Genomic DNA, 17,798 nt, shown 5'->3' with positions numbered 1-17,798 from the left:
GGCCGAGACCAAATTGCCGGGCCTGATCTTGGAAAATATCAATCCTGGGCGCTTGGTAAGCCAATTACTTGATCGACAAATTTGGCCCGACCCCAAAAGGTTTGGATATTTCTGGACTGGCGTCAGTCGACCACATCGAACTATTAATCGCCGTAAGTAACATTTTCGGCAGGATGCGCAGGGGTAGTCGTGAATATTTTTGAACTCGATCGCGCATTAGTTGATCGCTACGCTTCGTTCGCCCGCTCTTTCTCCACTATCAAGGCGCCAGAAATCGATCAGCAGATCCGCGCTGTTTACGATGAAAAGAAGTTCTGGCCCGACCCACTCGTAACGATCAATCCCCGTTACGAACCCGGCAAATCGATTGACGAGTTGGCATCAGAGGGCGTGATTGAGCCTGACCTCGTCTCGATATTCGCCGCTGGCCCCAACCGCATGCCAATCAGGCTACATCGGCATCAGCAACGTGCGGTTGCAAAAGCCCGCAATTCCGAGAGTTTTGTCGTCACGACTGGCACCGGCTCCGGCAAATCGCTCTGCTTTTTCGTACCCATCGTCGATGCCATAATCCGCGCAAAGAAGGCTGGCGAAGAGCCGCGCACAAGAGCGATCATCATCTACCCGATGAATGCCTTGGCAAATTCGCAACTCGGTGAGATCCGAAAATTCGTTGATGAGGCGGTGGCTGCCGGGTTGTCGGCCCATTTGAAACCAACGGTCGCCCGCTATACCGGTCAGGAGACTGACGAAGAACGTCAACAAATCTCGCGTGACAAGCCGGACATCTTGCTGACCAACTTCATGATGCTCGAGCTACTCATGACGCGGCAGGAACGGCTTGATCAGGCCGTGATTGCCAACGCCCAGGGTCTCGACTTCCTGGTCCTTGACGAGCTGCACACCTATCGCGGTCGTCAGGGTGCTGACGTTGCCATGCTGGTTCGCCGCGTGAAGCAACGCCTCACCCCGTCAAAGGATCTCATCTGCATCGGCACATCGGCCACGATGTCAAGCTCGGCCGATGAATTGGACAGAGCGAAGGCCGTAGCTGAAGTCGCGACGACGCTCTTCGGCCAACCGATCTCTCAATTCGGCGGGGTAATCGACGAAGATCTGGACCGCGCAACGTCCTATGCGATCAAGGCGGAGACCCTGATCGCACCACTGCGCCAAGCAGTGCTTCACCCTCTGCCGGCTGCCCTATCAAATGCCGAACTCGAAACCCATCCGCTCGCCTGCTGGATTGAGACGCAGGTCGGAATCGAAGAAGGGGAAAAGCGTCGACGGCGGTCGCCGATGACGATGCTCAAGGCCGCCGAGGGCCTCAGCGCCCAAATCGGATTGCCTGTCCCCGACTGTGAGCGAGCAATTGCCGCCATGCTTGCCATGATGGGTAAACGGGAAGACGAACGCGGCGGCACATCGGACCGTGCATTTCTGGCATTCAAATTGCACCGTTTCATTTCCGGTGCAGGCAAGGCCTATGCAACGCTTGAGCCTGCAGAGTGGCGACGGGTCAGCCTCGAAGGGCAAAAGTTTTTGCCCGAGGATGAGAACGCACGACTGTACCCTCTCTACTTCTGCCGGGAATGCGGCCAGGAACATCACAGCGTTTCGATTGCGAGCGTCGATGGCGAAAGGCGCGTCATTGCGCGCCCCATCGATGAGCCGACCAAGGATGAAGCCGAGCCTGATGGCACTGAAACCGGCTATCTGGTGCCTGCGGTCAACCTTGGCTTCAAATTCGGCGGTGCCACCGAAGATTACCCCGATGAATGGCAAGAGCAAACGGCATCTGGCGTGCTGCGGCTCAAATCCAACCATCGAAACAAGCACGAGGGGCGGCTTGTGCATGTCAGGCCTGACGGTAGCTTCGCCGACGACGGCGTTCCGGCCTGGTTCTTCTCGGGCCAGTACCGCTTTTGTCCTGAATGTGGGTATCAGCCTGCGCCACAGGCTCGAGAAATCAACAAGCTTGCTGGATTGTCGGCAGAGGGTCGCAGCTCGACGACAACACTGATCGTTGCGACCATTCTGGCCTGGATGGAGCAAGATAGCTCGCTCGCGCCATACACGCGCAAGCTGCTCGGTTTTACCGACAATCGCCAGGATGCCGCGCTTCAGGCTGGCCATTTCAACGACTTCATTTTCGTCACCTTGCTGCGTGCTGCCATCTTGCGCGCGGTCCGCGCCGCCGGGCCACAAGGGTTGAAGCCTGATCGCTTTGGTGAAGCTGTACGCCTTGCGCTCGGTTTCGATCTCGATGAGCCAAGCCGCCTCGCCGAATGGATGCTCGATCCCAAAGCGAAAGGGTATCAAAATCGCCAGGAGGCCCAGGAAACGCTGTCCGACATCCTTGCACACAGGCTTTGGGCCGACCTGCGTCGAGGCTGGAGGTATACCAATCCCAACCTTGAAGAGGTTGGCCTCATCGAGGCGCATTTCCCAGGCCTCGATGACCTGATTCATGACGACGAGGAATTCCGCTCATGCCCCCGGTTGGCGGAGGCGTCGCCAGATATCAGGCGGCAGTTGTTTGAGCGACTGTTCGACAATATGCGCCAAGGCCTTGCCGTTGCTACCGATGCGCTCGACCCGGGCAAGGTCCGCCAATCTGCCGAAGTCTCTCGCAATCGGCTCCGCTTGCCATGGGCCATTGACCGCGAAGAGGAGAAGAGTCTGAGGCAGGCCGGATTCCTGATGATCACGCCTCCTCGCAGCGGTACGATCAAGGCTACAGAGGCTGCGTTGATCCTGCGGGCAGGTCGTCAGAGCAAGCTTGGCAAGGAACTACGGCACACCCGCATCTGGAATGAGCAGGTTCCGGCCAGAGAATACGATGAGATGATCGAGACGCTGCTTCAAGCGGCTGAGGCTCATCAATTCGTTCGCCGGGTCAATGTCGGATATGAAGCGCCAGCCTGGCGGATGGCCCCGACCGCGATCCGCCTGCGCGAGGCAACTGCCCGGCGTGACGGCAAGCGCCAAAACCCATTTTTCCGCAGCCTCTATGAGCAAGTCGCGGAAATGCTGGGGCACAACGGTGATCTGCCCTACAGCTTTGAGGCGCGCGAACACACAGCGCAGGTCGATCAGGACGTCCGTTCGTGGCGCGAAGACCGCTTTCGTTACGAAGGTCCGGACCGCAAGCGCCTTGCCGACAATCATGAAGCAATGCGGCAAGAGGGCGAGCCCGACACCTTCCTGCCTGCGATGTTCTGCTCACCGACAATGGAACTCGGGGTAGATATCAGCGCGCTCAACGCGGTCTACCTTCGCAATGTGCCGCCAACGCCTGCCAACTATGCGCAGCGCGCTGGTCGTGCGGGCCGCAGTGGGCAAGCCGCGCTGGTGGTCATCTATTGCGCGTCGCAATCGCCGCATGATCAATATTACTTCAAGGATCAGCCCGCGCTCGTCGCGGGTGTGGTTCGGCCACCGGCGTTGGATCTTGCCAACCAGGATCTTTTGCGCAGCCATCTTCATGCTGAATGGCTGGCCGTAGCCACTGTCCCGCTCAAATCGTCGATCCCGGAAAACCTCGATATGGCCGGCGACGATAAGCCGGTTGCCCCGGAAATCGCGGCCGGACTGGCAGCAGTTGCCCAAAGCGGCGCTGCCCGCCCGATCATGCGCCGTTTGATTGGCTCGATGCTGTCGGCTGTCGACCTTAAGAACGCGCCCTGGCTCGCAGATGTCGATGCTTTCGTTGATCAGGTTGATCGGCAAGCGCTGTCCGAATTCAGTCATGCCTTCAAACGCTGGCGTGATCTGCATAGCAGCGCAAGGCGCGAACAGGATCTCGCTCACGCGATCCAGAACAAGGTCGGCCTGAAGGCTGGGGAACGCACCGCTGCGGCAACCCGCTACCGCAATGCTTCGCGCGAGCTCGAAATCCTTGAAACCGGGCGCGCCAGCAACGGCTCGGACTTCTACACCTATCGCTATCTCGCCACCGAAGGCTTCCTGCCGGGCTACAACTTCCCCCGCCTGCCGCTCTATGCCTTCATTCCGGCGACACGCAGCGCGGTTCTGCAGCGTCCCCGGTTCCTGGCCATCGCCGAGTTCGGCCCCAACAGCATGATCTACCACGAAGGCCGGGCCTTCCGTGTGACCAAGGCCAAGCTGCCCGCGCGCGATCGGCTCGACAACAATCAGCTGACCACATCGACGCTGATCCTCTGCCCGCAATGCGGTGCGGGCCATACCGACGAATTACAGGAACGCTGCCACGCCTGCGATACATCCCTGGGTGGCGCCGAGCGTTTGGATACGGTGCTGCGCATCGACAACGTAGAGACCGCGCCGGCAGAGCGCATCACCGCCAACGACGAAGACCGGCAGCGCCGCGGCTTTGAGATCCAGACGGTATTTCAATGGCCTATGCAGGCCGGCGAACCTGACATCCGCTCCTGCCTGCTCGTTGCCGATGGGCAGGAACTGCTGCGGCTTGACTATGGCGCGGCCACCAAACTGTCTCGGATCAACAAAGGTTTGCGCCGCCGCAAATCCAAATCGATCTTCGGCTTTTTCATCGATCCCAATACTGGCCGATGGTTGGCCGATCCATCAAATGGCGATGATGATGAAGGCATGGGCGATCCCACCCAGGCCAAGCCACAACGCATCGTGCCGATTGTAGAAGACCACAAGAACGCGATGCTCCTGCAACCCCGCGCCCCCTTGAATGTCGAGGATATGGCGACGCTCCAGCACGCGCTGATCCGGGGCATCCAGCTCGTTTTTGAACTGGAAGAGGGCGAAATCCTGGGCGAACCACTGCCTAACCGCGATTTGCGCAACGCCATTTTGCTATACGAAGCGACCGAGGGTGGCGCAGGCGTTCTCAACCGCCTGATTGCCGACCCTGCCAAGGTCGCCGAAGTGGCCGCCGAAGCCCTCAAGCTGATGCATTATCAGCCCCCGTTCGACGACGAAGAGCTGCATTCTACTGATGCCTGCGTGGCAGGCTGCTATCGCTGCATCCTCTCGTACTTCAACCAGCCCGACCACGAGATGATCGACCGTCGCCATCCTGGTATGCTCGGCTTCTTGCGCGCGCTTACCAATGCCACTGTCGGTGATATCGCTGCCGACAGTGGCGGCGATCCTTGGCTGCACGCCGTTCTGCGCTGGGGATTCCCAAAACCCACCACGCTGCGGCTGCCACAGGGCGAATTCTCGCTCTATTGGTCTGCTAAGGACGTTCTCGCCGTTCCCGGCGGTGCTTCAGACGAGATCAAGGCCGAAGCGGCATCGCTTGGAATTCTCGATGTGATCGATCTGCTCGCTTCGCCGGGAGATGAAGCCCCGGCCGCTTTGCGCACCGCCCTTGGAGTATCATAATGAACGCGGTTGTTTTTGCCCCCGGCGATATGGTGCGTGCGCGCGGGCGCGAATGGATTGTCCTGCCCTCGCCGGGTGAGGGAATGCTCAATGTGCGCCCCCTTTCGGGCAGCGACGACGATGCCCAGATCATCATTCCAGAGCTTGAATCGTCGCCCGTAGAGCCAGCCAGCTTCGCGGCCCCTACCGCAGACCGGCTCGATACGCAGGATGGTGCGAAATTGCTGGCAGACGCGCTGCGTTTGTCACTCCGGCGCGGCGCAGGCCCATTTCGCAGCGCCGCCCATCTGGGTGTCGAACCGCGCGCCTATCAGCTCGTCCCGTTGATGATGGCGCTCAAGCTGCATGTGGCGCGCCTGCTGATCGCGGACGACGTCGGTATCGGCAAGACCATCGAATCCGGCATGATTCTGCGCGAATGGCTCGATCGCGGGCTGGTCGATCGTTTTGCCGTGCTTTGCCCGCCGCATCTCGTCGATCAATGGGTCACCGAGCTGGCCGAAAAATTCGATATCGATGCCGTCGCAGTGACCGCGGCCAAGGCCCGAGGTCTGGAACGCGGCCTTCCCACGTCGCAAAGCCTGTTCGATGCCTATCCGTTTACGGTCGTGAGCCTCGATTACATAAAGGCCGACAGCCGTCGCGACGAATTCGCCCGAGCCTGCCCGCCATTTGTCATCGTCGATGAAGCCCATAGCTGTGTCGGCAACGAACGCGGCAAGCACCAGCGCTATGACTTGCTCGAGAGGATCGCCACCGATCCTGAACGCCATCTGCTGCTGCTGACGGCCACGCCGCACAGTGGCGACGTGGTCGCCTATGACCGCTTGCTTGGCTTGGTGCATAAAGAACTGGCGGGCGGCCCGAATGGTGGCGATGCCAATGCCCGGGAGCGTTATGCGCGCCGCCTAGCGCAGCATCTCATTCAGCGCCGCCGGCCAGATATTCAGGATGGCTGGGACGAGCAGCGCGCCTTTGCCAAACATGAAACCAAGGAATCGCCATTCACGCTCAACGGTGATTTCGCAGCATTTCAGGAAGAAGTGCTTGATTACTGCTTCACCGTCACCGAGCGAGCAGGCACGGATCAACGGCATCGCCGCCTGGCATTCTGGGGCACGTTGGCCCTGATGCGCTGTGTCGGGTCGTCTCCCGCTGCGGCTGTCAGCGCCCTGAGCAATCGATTGAGCGGCATGGCCGAAGAAGACGCCATTGAGCCGGTCGTTTTCGATGCCGAAGATGGCGTGCTTATCGAAAGCGATATCGAACCCGCTACCGCTATTGAAGACAGCGAAGAAACCGCCGCATTGCGCGCGCTGATCGAACGGGCACAATCGCTCGCATCGCGCACCGCACAGGACCCTAAGCTGAAACAACTTCTGGCCGAATTGCGGCCTTTGATGAAGGCCGGCGCCAAGCCGGTCATCTTCTGCCGCTTCATCGCTACGGCCGAGGCTTTGGGTGAAGTTCTGCGCGCAGAATTCTCCAAGGCGGCCCTGGCAGTGGTCACCGGCACCCTCGCCCCCGATGAGCGCCGCAATCGGGTCGAAGCGCTCGACGTTTCCGACAATCGCATCCTCGTAGCCACCGACTGCCTGTCTGAGGGCATCAACCTGCAAAGCTTGTTCGACACGGTCATTCATTACGATCTGAGCTGGAATCCAACCCGACATCAGCAACGTGAAGGTCGTGTCGATCGCTTTGGACAACAGGCGCCAATCGTTCGCTCCTTGATGATGTATGGCGAAAACAGCGCCATCGATGGTGCGGTGCTCGATGTAATCCTGCGCAAGGCCGACGAAATCCGCAAAGCCACAGGCGTGGCAGTGCCAATGCCCGAAGATCAGGAAAGCGTGACGTCCGCCTTGATGCAGGCCGTGATGCTGCGCCGGGGCGGTAATGCCAAAAGCCAGCTCACCTTCGATTTCGGCCCCGCTGCCCAGCGATTTGAACGGCAATGGCGCGACACCGCCGAAAACGCAAAGGCAAGCCGGTCGCGTTATGCCCAAGGCGCACTGAAGCCGGACGAAGTCCTGCCCGAATGGAACAAAATGCGCGCACTGAATGGCGGCCCCACCGAAGTCGCCCGGTTTACCGAGCGCGCCCTTCAGCGCCTCGGCGCGCCCCTGGAAAAGCTGGCCGATCATGCGCGCTTGCATATCGATTTCCTGCCCGATGCGATGCGCGACAGGTTGGGGCAGCGCGGTCTCAAAGGCACGCGCCGGATCAGCTTCCTCGATGATCCAAACCCTGGTGTCACCCATGTCGGCCGGGTTCATCCCGCGGTCGCGATTATGGCCGAAACGCTGGCCGAAGGCGCGCTCGACCCGCAAGCCGCCGAAGGCAAGGCCCTTGGCCGTGCGGGTGTCTGGCGCACCCGCGCTGTTGCCCAGATGACGACGCTACTTTTGCTGCGGCTGCGCTACCAGCTTGTGACCAGCGGACGCACCAACCGCCTGCTGCTGGCTGAAGAAGCGACCGCCGTTGCCTTTGCCGGACTGGGTACGGAGCCCGTAGCCTTCGCCGATCAAGCCCTGGCCTTGCTGGAACAAGCCGCATCCAGCGACATCGATACCGATGCAAGGCTGCGCCAGATCGACAATGCTCACAGCCGATTGCCCAGTTACACCAGTGCGATCGAAGCCTTTGCGCAAACCCGCGCCGAGGCTTTGTCCTACGATCATATCCGCCTGACCGAGGCGGCGGGCGGTGGTGCGACAGTAAAGGTCAACCCGGTCCTTCCGGCCGACATTATCGGCCTCTATGTCTTGCTTCCGGAGTTGAACTGATGTCTCGCGCCGCCAAACGCAGCGCCGATCTGGGCCTTGCCGCCATCACCATCGAAGGGGGCCTGATTTCCCCCGATCAGGTGCAGGCCATCGCCTCCGCTGCGCCCGACGTCAAAATGGCTGCCGACTATGGCTGCCCCAAGGGCACCAATCTGCGCGATGAAATCACGCGCTATTTCCGCATTGCTCAGGCGCATTGGCAGACGTTCAATCGCCTTGCTGATCCCACCACGACTCAGACCGCAACCTTCGCCAAAGGCTTGCTGGAGCAGGCTTTTGGCTTTGCCCTGACCGGCCCGCACGTTCACCATCGCGAGGATCGCCGCTTCACCATCGCCTGGGAAGCCAAGGGCGGTCGTGTGCCCATCGTGGTCGCGCCTCCCGCGCCGCTAGTCAAAGGTGTGCCGGGTGATGGCTTCGCCCGCGCGCTGCCGGAATTTGGCGATGGCGAAAGCGGGCGCATCCATCGCCGGTCACCCACCGTGCTTCTGCAAGACTGGCTCAATGCCAACGATGCTGCCCTGTGGGGCCTGGTATTCGCGGGCGACCGCTTGCGCCTGATGCGCGACAACGCCAGCCTGACCCGCCCGGCATGGATTGAGGTCGACCTTGCCGCGATCTTCCGCGACGACATGTTCGCCGACTTCACGGCGCTGTGGCTGCTGATCCACGCCTCACGCTTTGGCGCGGAAGGGGCAGCCCAAAGCGACAGCTCGCTCGAACGCTGGCGCGAGGCCGGTATGCGTGCTGGCACAGCCGCGCGTGATCGCCTGCGTGTGAACGTGGAGGACGCCTTGCTAGCGCTGGGCCAAGGCCTTCTCAAAGCTAACCCAGCCATCCGCACACGGCTCGACAGCAACGAACTGCCCTTGCCACACCTGTTTGAGCAGATGCTGCGCGTCGTCTATCGGATGATCTTCCTCGCCGTGGCCGAAGACCGCGACTTGCTGCATCCGCCCGCCACGCCAAAGGCAACGCGCGACCTTTATGCTGCCAACTATGGCTTTGCCCATCTACGCGACCGCTCGATCAAGCGCCACGCCCACGACCACCATTACGATGCATGGGAAGGCGCCAAGGTCGTATTTCGCGCGATGGTCCAAGGCGAGCCGCGGTTGGGCTTGCCCGCATTGGGCGGGCTGTTCGATCAAGGCCTAACCCCCGATCTCGATACCGCGGAGATCCCCAACCGCGCCTTTCTCACCGCCGCCTACAAGCTTGCGTGGTTGATCGATGACAGCCGCCGTGTCCGCATCAACTGGCGCGACATGGCGACCGAGGAACTGGGCAGCGTCTACGAAGGCCTGCTCGAACTCGTGCCCATGCGCGAGGATGCCGGGCACACCTTCAGCTTCGCTGGCGGTGCGGAAGCGCGAGGCAATGCCCGCAAGACGTCTGGCAGCTACTACACACCCGATACTCTGGTGCAGTGTCTGCTCGACAGCGCGCTTGATCCTGTGCTCGACCGTGCCGAGGCCAAAGGCGGCGTTGATGCCATCCTTGATCTCAACATCATTGATCCGGCCTGCGGATCGGGTCACTTCCTGCTTGGCGCGGCGCGCCGGGTGGCGAACCGGTTGGCCCAACTGCGAAACCCTGATGCGCCGGATTACAACGCCGCCATGCGCGATGTGGTGCGGAACTGCATTCACGGCGTGGACCGCAACCCGATGGCGGTGGAACTCGCCAAGGTGGCGCTGTGGATCGAGACGGTGGAACCGGGCAAGCCTTTGGGCTTCCTCGATGCCAACTTGCAGTGCGGCGATAGCCTGCTGGGTGTGTTCGACCTTGCCGCGCTAGAAGAGGGCATTCCCGACGATGCCTACAAACCGCTGACCGGCGACGACAAAGAAACCGCCAAACACTTTGCCAAGCGCAACAAGGCCGAAAAAGCCGGACAAGGCATGTTCGATTTCGGCCTTGGCGGCGGTGGCCTGCCTCCGGCCAGACTGGCCGCGCAGATGGACGATTTGCGCCACCTGCCTGAAGATACCGTGGCACAAATCAAGGCCAAACGGGAGAAGTTCCTCGCATGGGCCAACGACCCGCGCCGCTATGCCACCAAGGTGGCCTGCGATCTTTATGTCGCGGCCTTCCTGCTGCCCAAGACTGGCGGCGTGCCCACCAGCAGCGGCAATGCGATGATCCCCACCACCGGCCATTTGCGCACGCGCATGGGCGGCGGCAACATCTATGACCCGCTGGAAGGCGCAGCGGTCAATGCGGCCGAATTGACCCGCGCGTTCCATTGGCCCCTGGCCTTTCCCGAGGTGATCATTGCACGCGGCGGGTTTGATGTGGTGCTGGGCAATCCGCCGTGGGAGCGGATCAAGCTTCAAGAGCAGGAGTTTTTTGCGAGCCGCGATCTCGAAATTGCCAGTGCGCCCAATGCGGCGGCGCGTGGAGCAATGATCAAGGCGCTGGCGACCGCCCAGCACGATACGCCCGCCTATGCTTTGCACAAAGCATTTGAGACCGCCAAGCGCGTTGCCGAGGCATCTTCGATATTCTGCACTTCGCCAAGAGATCAGGATCCGACTAAGATCGATCCAGCAAAGGTCGGCAAGGCGCGGCGCTTTCCATGGACTGGGCGTGGCGACGTAAATACTTACGCACTATTTACTGAGCATTTCCTGAACCTTACGCGAGCGAGCGGGCGGGCGGGGGTAATTGCACCCACCGGCATTGCAACCGACGCTACTACAGCGCCATTCTTCGGGCATCTTACAGCAAAGAAGAGAATTATTTCTCTATATAGCGCCTATGAAGTTCGCCAGTGGTTCAAGGGAACAGATGATCGCAAGTCGTTTTGCTTACTGACGATCGGATTTGCAGATGTAAGTCCAAATTTCGTATTTTCGTTCCGGGCACTCTCTGAAATCAACGTCCCTGAACGCCGATTTTCTCTGGACCCTGATCAGATCGCCCGAATAAATCCCAACACTAAGACGGCTCCCGTTTTCCGCTCGCAACAAGACGCAGCACTCACCGCTTCCATTTATGAACGCGTGCCGGTGCTGATAAACGATGCGATGGGCATGCAAGGCAATCCTTGGGAAGTGTCGTTTCTGACAATGTTCCACATGTCGAACGACAGTAGCCTTTTCCGTACTGCCGCGCAGCTTACCGCTGACGGGTGGGTGCGTGAAGGTATGGATTGGGTGAAGGCCACCGCCCGTATGGTGCCACTCTACGAAGCCAAAATGATCCATCACTTTGACCATCGTTGGGCAACATATGACGGCATCGAAGTCCGAGACACTAGCGTCGCCGAAAAGCGGCGTATCGAATACGAGGTAACGCCCAGATATTGGATTGACCGAGTTTCTGTCGCAGATCGGTATGAGGTCGACAAAGCATGCAGCAGCGCTTTGATGGGTTGGCGAGACATTAGCCTTTCATCTGTTGAAAGGACCGTGATAGCCACATGGATGCCTATTGTCGGCGCCAACCATAAATTGCCATTGCTCCGAACCAAGAAATCAGTTGAACTTCAATCAGCATTGCTCGCAAATTTAATTTGTATGGTTCATGATTTTGTTGCGCGCCAGAAACTTAGCGGGAGTTCGTTGACCTATTTTTACCTCAAACAATTCCCTATCCTCCCACCCAGCGCTTACAGTGAGACCGATATCGCCTACATCGTTCCGCGCGTGCTGGAACTGACCTACACCAGCCATTCCATGGCTCCCATCGCCCGCGATCTGGGCTATGAAGGGGCACCATTTGCATGGGACGAAGACCGCCGCGCCGAACTGCGCGCCGAACTCGATGCTTGGTACGCGCTGGCTTATGGCCTTACGCGCGACGAACTGCGCTATGTGCTCGATCCCAAGGACGTGATGGGCCCCGATTACCCCAGCGAAACCTTTCGCGTCTTGCGAAACAACGAGATCAGGAAGTACGGCGAATACCGCACCCAACGCCTCGTTCTCACTGCTTATGACCAATTGGCCGCTGCAGCCCCGGATGTCAGCACGGTGTCGGATGGTGCATGGGATCACCGTGTCGGCACCGCAATCGATGTCCGGCACATCTTCGCAGCAATTATGAAAAAGACGGTCGGCCCGGTCGCCCCGCTCGACGTTCGGCTTACCGCCTTGTTCGCAGCCAAGCCGCACCTGCTGATGCACTATCTGACTCCAGATATGCAGGCGCAGTGGCAGCGGCTTGTTGGAGATCAGGTAAACCTGCAAGCGACTCCCAACGTCGCAGTCTTCAGTGCTGCCTCGTCGCAGGCTTTCCGTGATGCTGTTGATCAACTCCGCGCCGAGCGCTCGATCCTCTACAACGCGCAAAGCCGCATGTGGGATCGGGGCGCCGAAATCTACCATTACGCCCCTCTGGCCTGGGCCGACGGGCGCGCCGCCTTCGCGCTTCATGCGATGCGCAATATCGTAACCCAGAACGCAATCGCCGCCTTGCCGCAGGAAGAAAGGGAATGGATTGCCGCAGCAGCCTGATCTCCTCGCCATCTCTATCGATGATGTCCAACCCGCCGCTGGAAAAGGCGGCCCGCGCCTATGGGTGCGGCGCCTGGTCATTTGGCGCGGCGTGGGTGATCCGATCCGCGCTGTAACGCTTAGGCCGGGGCTGAACATCATCTGGTCACCAGATTCGGGCACGGAAAACGAGGCGATGGGACATGGAGGCGGTAAAACCAGCTTTTGCCGCCTATTGCGTTACTGCCTCGGCGAAAACAGCTTTGGCTCGCACGCGCTGCGAGAGGTGGTCGCTCGCAAGATCCCCGATGGTTATGTCGGGGCTGAGGTCGTTCTTGATGGAGAGGCATGGGTCGTACTCCGCCCAATTGGTGTCGATAACCGTCACTACTGCGCCAAGGGTGAGGTGCTCGAAGCTGCATTCGGCAGGGAAATGCCCCATACTGGACTCGGTGCTCTGTGCGACGCGATCACTCAGGCGTTCATGCCAGAGGCTGCGAGCCGCATGCCCTTGGCGAACCCTGTCGAAGAGGCATGGGAAGTTGCGCTGGCGTGGCTGACCCGTGACCAGGAGTGTCGGCTGCTTTCGGCGCTCGAATGGCGATCGGCACAAACCGAGTCCCACTCTGCTTCACGTCAGCGGCAATTGTCGCAGGCGGATCGGCTTGTGATTGTCAGGTTGCTCGTCAATGCCTTGTCAGCGGGTGAAATGGAGGCCTCACGCTTAGCCGAAGAGTGCTCCGTCAAAATTGAACAGACAAGGCGGCAGCGCCGACGTTTGCAGCATCTCGTCGAGGATATGCAGGAGGACCTATCCCAGAAATTTGGCGCATCGGACGCACAGGCCGATTTTTGGAAAGCTCAAGCGGCCGAGGCCGTTGTGCAGGCAGAGGCAGCAGCAGATCCGCAACTCTATGAGAGGCTCACCAAAGCTCGGGAAGACAAGGATGGAGCTGAAAGGGCGCTGACCCAGCTCGGGAACCAGTTAGCTGGTTTAAACGCAGATCTCGCTACCAAGACGGAACTGCGGAAGACCATCGATAACAACTCTGCGAAAGCCCACACCCACGTCTACGATGCTCAAAATCCAGTCTGCAAGACGTGCGGCACGCGGATGGACCAGAAAGCCTTGGATTTTGTCCGGGAGCGGGAACAGGAACGAGATGACCTTATCGGCAAAATCGCCGAGATCGCAGGCGACATAGGGGCTTTGGAATCAAATATCTCAGCGGTGAAGTATCAGATTGCTGCCGCCCAACAGGCGGCTAAGCCGCTTGCTGAGGCTGTCATAGCGCTGGAGAGGGCGCTGGTCGACCAATCAAGGCGCCTGTCTGCGGCCAAGGGCGACATCACCATGAGCACGCGCTACGCTACCCATTTGGGCGAGCTGAAAACCAGCACTAATACCATTGAACAATTGGTCCAGCTCCAGAGCACACACCTCAATGCAGCATCAGAACATCGCGTGGCAGCGCTGCAGAATGTAGACCGCCTTTCGCTCCTGTTCGACGCGGTCCTAAAATTCCTGATCCCGGAAACGGCGAACGGTAAAATCGACCTTGAGCAGAACGAGTTGAATCTCCGCTTTCAAATGGGGGGAGATCGCTCAACAGCGGCTGTGGACTCTCTGAAGATCGTCGCGTTCGATCTTGCCACGCTGCTTCTCACAATCGAGGGGCGCACCCAGCTTCCGGCCTTCCTCATCCATGATAGCCCGCGCGAAGCGGACTTGGGCCTGTCGATCTACAACAGGCTGTTCACGATGAGCCAGAAACTGGAAGAGATCGGCGGAACTCCCCTCTTCCAATACATCGTCACCACCACGACCGCACCACCGGAGGCATTCCAGAAGGAACCCTGGCAACGCTTGGAGCTTCACGGCGCGCCTGCTGACAAGCGCGTGTTCGGGATGGATTTCTGATCTTTTAATCTCGTCTCGTACTTAAGATGGACAAGCAAATTTGGAAGCCGTCACGGAAGGGGCTGGGCAGTGCAAATCGCTACCATTCTGAATTACATCGACAACGGCCACATGGCCCTGCCTGAATTCCAGCGCGGCTATGTCTGGGGCGGTGATCAAGTGCGCGGCCTGTTCGGGTCGCTCTATCGGCGCCATCCGGTCGGCGGCCTGCTCGTCTGGGCCACCCAGTCCGAGGGGGCACAGCACCGCGGCGATCACGAGCTTGCACCGGGTGTGGTCAAGCTGCTGCTCGATGGCCAGCAGCGGATAACATCGCTCTATGGTGTAATCCGGGGGCGCCCGCCGCAGTTTTTCGACGGCAATGAAAAGGCCTTTGCCGGCCTGTATTTTCATATCGGTCGCGAAGAATTTCAATTTTACCAGCCCATCATGATGCGCGACGATCCCCTTTGGATTGATGTCACCGCGCTGTTGAATGCGGGTAACGATGGCATGGGTTCCATAATCACCTCCCTCTCCACCAGCCCTGAACACGCGCCGCAACTAAGCGACTATGTCAGCCGCCTCAGCAAACTGCTCGGCATTCGCGACATCGATCTGCATATCGAGGAAATCACGGGCGGCGACATGACGCTCGACGTCGTGGTCGACATCTTCAACAAAGTGAACAGTGGCGGCACCAAACTTTCAAAAGGCGATCTGGCGCTGGCAAAAATCTGCGCCGACTGGCCGCAGGCTCGGACCGAGATGAAAGTGCAACTGGGTAAATGGCGCCAGGCGGGGTACGATTTTTCGCTCGACTGGCTGCTCCGTTCGGTGAACACCGTGCTGACCGGTGAGGCGAAATTCCTGCACTTGCACGGCAAGACTGCGCCCGAGGTGCAGGATGCCTTGAAACGCGCCAGTCGCCATATAGATACCGCGCTGAACCTGATTTCGGGTCGACTTGGACTGGATCATGATCGGGTGCTGTTCGGCCGCGGCGCGGTTTCGGTAATGGCGCGCTATCTCGATCAGCGAACCGGACCGATGGACCAGAAAGAGCGCGACAAGTTGCTGTTCTGGTATGTGCAGGCCGGCATGTGGGGGCGCTTTTCAGGTTCGACCGAAAGCTTCATCGATGCCGATCTTGAAGCACTGGATGCCGGTGGGCTCGATCGCATGCTGGACATTCTTCGCCTTTGGCATGGCGGCTTGCGGGTTGAGCCGGGGCACTTCACCGGGTGGAACCTGGGCGCGCGATTCTACCCTGTATTATATCTGCTGACGCGCATGGCGGAGGCAAAGGATTGGGGGAACGGTCTTCCCCTCAAGGCCGGGATGCTGGGCAAACTCAGTCAGTTGGAAGTCCACCACATTTTCCCTAAGGCTCGCCTCTACGAGGCTGGCTATGGCCGCGCTGAGGTCAACGCGATCGCAAACTTCTGCTTCCTGACCAAACGCGCCAATCTCGACATTCTGGATGATCGACCCGAAGCCTATTTTCCCGCCATCGAGGAAAGGCACCCCGGCGCCCTTTCTTCGCAATGGGTTCCGATGGATCCGCAACTGTGGCGGATTGAAAATTATGCCGATTTCCTAACCGCTCGCCGCGAACTGCTGGCCAAGGCGACAAACGACCTGTTGGCTGACCTGCTCCATGGGGAGACCGAACGGTGGCTCGCCACCGCAGCGCCCGTTCACGCGTCGGCGGCCATTGTTAGCGGGCCAGCAGACGCCAATGAAGAGGCGGCCCTGTCGGCGCTGCAACAATGGGTTGCCGATCAGGGGTTGCCGTCAGGGGTCATGGCTCATGAGATTGTGACGGCGGAATCTGGCGAGCAAGCCGCCGTTCTGGACTTGGCTTGGCCTAATGGCCTGCGGCAGGAACTGACAGAGGCGGTAGCCCTTGTCGTAGGCGCTGATCCGGCGGTGATTACATTGGCAAATGCAAACGGCTTCCGCTGCTTTGCTGATGCAGACGCGTTCAAAGCATACGTCACCAAGGAAATCGTTGGTGAGCCGGTGGCGGCATGATCAACACCGGCGACCGCCTGCGCACCTACCCATTCGCCTTGGAGTCCGAGCTCGAAGATGCCGCAAAGGGGCAAGGCTATCGCATTCCGATGGGCCAGGCCGCCGGGTGGCTTTTCTTCACCTCGTCCAGCGCTCCGGGCGAAATTGCCGTCGCAGCAACAGCGCGGGGCATGGAAGGGCCATTCTTTCTGTCAGTGGCCCATCCTGGTGCTGCGCGGGAACTCTCCGCGCCGGCTGCCACTCCGTGCGCCAAAGGGCACGCCGCCGCCTTCGCATTTCCCACGCGCGACGCACTGTTTGCTGCCGTCAGCGCAGTCTACCGCCTGTCCATCAGCCTACCGACTCTACCATTTGAAGAATTTTTGCGAGAAACCGCGCATCTGGGTGACACAGAAGCTGACCGGGTACAAAAAGTCCGCATCGGGCAAGATCGCTTCCGCTCAGCCGTACTTAACTACTGGAACAGCACATGCCCCCTGACCGGAATCACCGTCCCGGAATTGCTGCGCGCTTCGCATATTATCCCGTGGGCCAGATGCGAAAACGATCAGGAACGGCTGAACGTCCACAATGGCTTGCTGTTGTCATCCCTGTGGGACGCGGCATTCGATGCGGGCCTGATCACATTTGACGACAATGGCGTCGCTGTAGGATCGCCCCGATTAACCGCTGCAGAGATTTTGGCACTAAACTTGGATAATGCCGCGCCGCTGACATTGACCGACGACCACCGCAACCGTTTGGTGTGGCATCGAGAAGTCGTGTGGTGCGCAGATTAGGAACCGCTAGCCCTCGCACATTCACGTCCAAGTCGGCGATCTCGGATGCGTCAGTCAGCTCCACGCGGTTTCCCATGAAGTCTATCCTGGTGCATCCCCCCCTGCCTGACCATGGAGAACGCAGCGACGAAAACAGCATGGGCAGCCAGCGCCACATGACAATCTGATCAACGCGGGGTAGGGCACTCAGACATGCGTGCGCTGCTTAAGGAAGGTCATTCTGGCGAGTTATGGATGAAATTGAGGTAGAAGGCGTTCTCCGGGACTTAAGACATCTGCGCAGCTTTATAGTTACCGTCCCCGGCAAGGGGATTGATAATGGCGACTTGCGCGTCCGGATAACCCTTGGCCTTCATACCATCTCACAGAGCTGTGATCGTAAGCGGTAAAGATCCCCCACATTTTCAGATGCTCCGAGGTTGTTAAGTTTCGCCGCAATGAATGGCGAGGTTACCAGTGAGAGATGAAACTGATTTCGAAACATGTTTCGATACGAACGCCC

Annotated in this window: 6 protein-coding genes; all 6 read left to right on the top strand. The window is 59.5% G+C overall.

The features are described from left to right. Positions 1–189: 189 nt before the first annotated feature. The 6 genes from V2S85_RS24320 (at position 190) to V2S85_RS24295 (ending at position 17,296) form a co-directional block, all read left to right on the top strand. Complete coding sequence (locus tag V2S85_RS24320) at positions 190–5,349, top strand: DEAD/DEAH box helicase (protein ID WP_271182359.1); 5,160 nt, start codon at positions 190–192, stop codon at positions 5,347–5,349. Continuing rightward, positions 5,349–8,138 carry a DEAD/DEAH box helicase gene (locus V2S85_RS24315; protein ID WP_271182358.1) on the top strand — a complete coding sequence of 930 codons (2,790 nt, stop codon included), beginning with the start codon at positions 5,349–5,351 and terminating at the stop codon, positions 8,136–8,138. Before V2S85_RS24320 ends, V2S85_RS24315 begins: the two co-directional genes overlap by 1 nt. After that, positions 8,138–12,601, top strand: a complete 4,464-nt coding sequence (locus tag V2S85_RS24310) for an Eco57I restriction-modification methylase domain-containing protein (protein ID WP_330705376.1) — start codon at positions 8,138–8,140, stop codon at positions 12,599–12,601. The genes V2S85_RS24315 and V2S85_RS24310 overlap by 1 nt, the downstream gene beginning before the upstream one ends. Continuing rightward, positions 12,585–14,501 carry a hypothetical protein gene (locus V2S85_RS24305; RefSeq protein ID WP_330705375.1) on the top strand — a complete coding sequence of 639 codons (1,917 nt, stop codon included), beginning with the start codon at positions 12,585–12,587 and terminating at the stop codon, positions 14,499–14,501. Before V2S85_RS24310 ends, V2S85_RS24305 begins: the two co-directional genes overlap by 17 nt. Before the next feature lie 69 nt (positions 14,502–14,570). Further along, positions 14,571–16,517, top strand: a complete 1,947-nt coding sequence (locus tag V2S85_RS24300; RefSeq protein WP_330705374.1) for a GmrSD restriction endonuclease domain-containing protein — start codon at positions 14,571–14,573, stop codon at positions 16,515–16,517. Continuing rightward, positions 16,514–17,296, top strand: coding sequence for an HNH endonuclease (locus tag V2S85_RS24295; protein ID WP_271182354.1), 783 nt, complete (start codon positions 16,514–16,516; stop codon positions 17,294–17,296). The genes V2S85_RS24300 and V2S85_RS24295 overlap by 4 nt, the downstream gene beginning before the upstream one ends. Positions 17,297–17,798 lie beyond the last annotated feature (502 nt).

The organism is Novosphingobium resinovorum (assembly GCF_036352595.1).
Classification (GTDB): domain Bacteria; phylum Pseudomonadota; class Alphaproteobacteria; order Sphingomonadales; family Sphingomonadaceae; genus Novosphingobium; species Novosphingobium resinovorum_B.
This window is presented reverse-complemented; position numbering and strand designations above follow the sequence as displayed.

Coding starts and splice junctions, on each gene's coding strand:
- V2S85_RS24315 (WP_271182358.1), top strand. CDS start 5,349: ATGAACGCGGTTGTTTTTGCCCCCGGCGATATGGTGCGTGCGCGCGGG.
- V2S85_RS24310 (WP_330705376.1), top strand. CDS start 8,138: ATGTCTCGCGCCGCCAAACGCAGCGCCGATCTGGGCCTTGCCGCCATC.
- V2S85_RS24295 (WP_271182354.1), top strand. CDS start 16,514: ATGATCAACACCGGCGACCGCCTGCGCACCTACCCATTCGCCTTGGAG.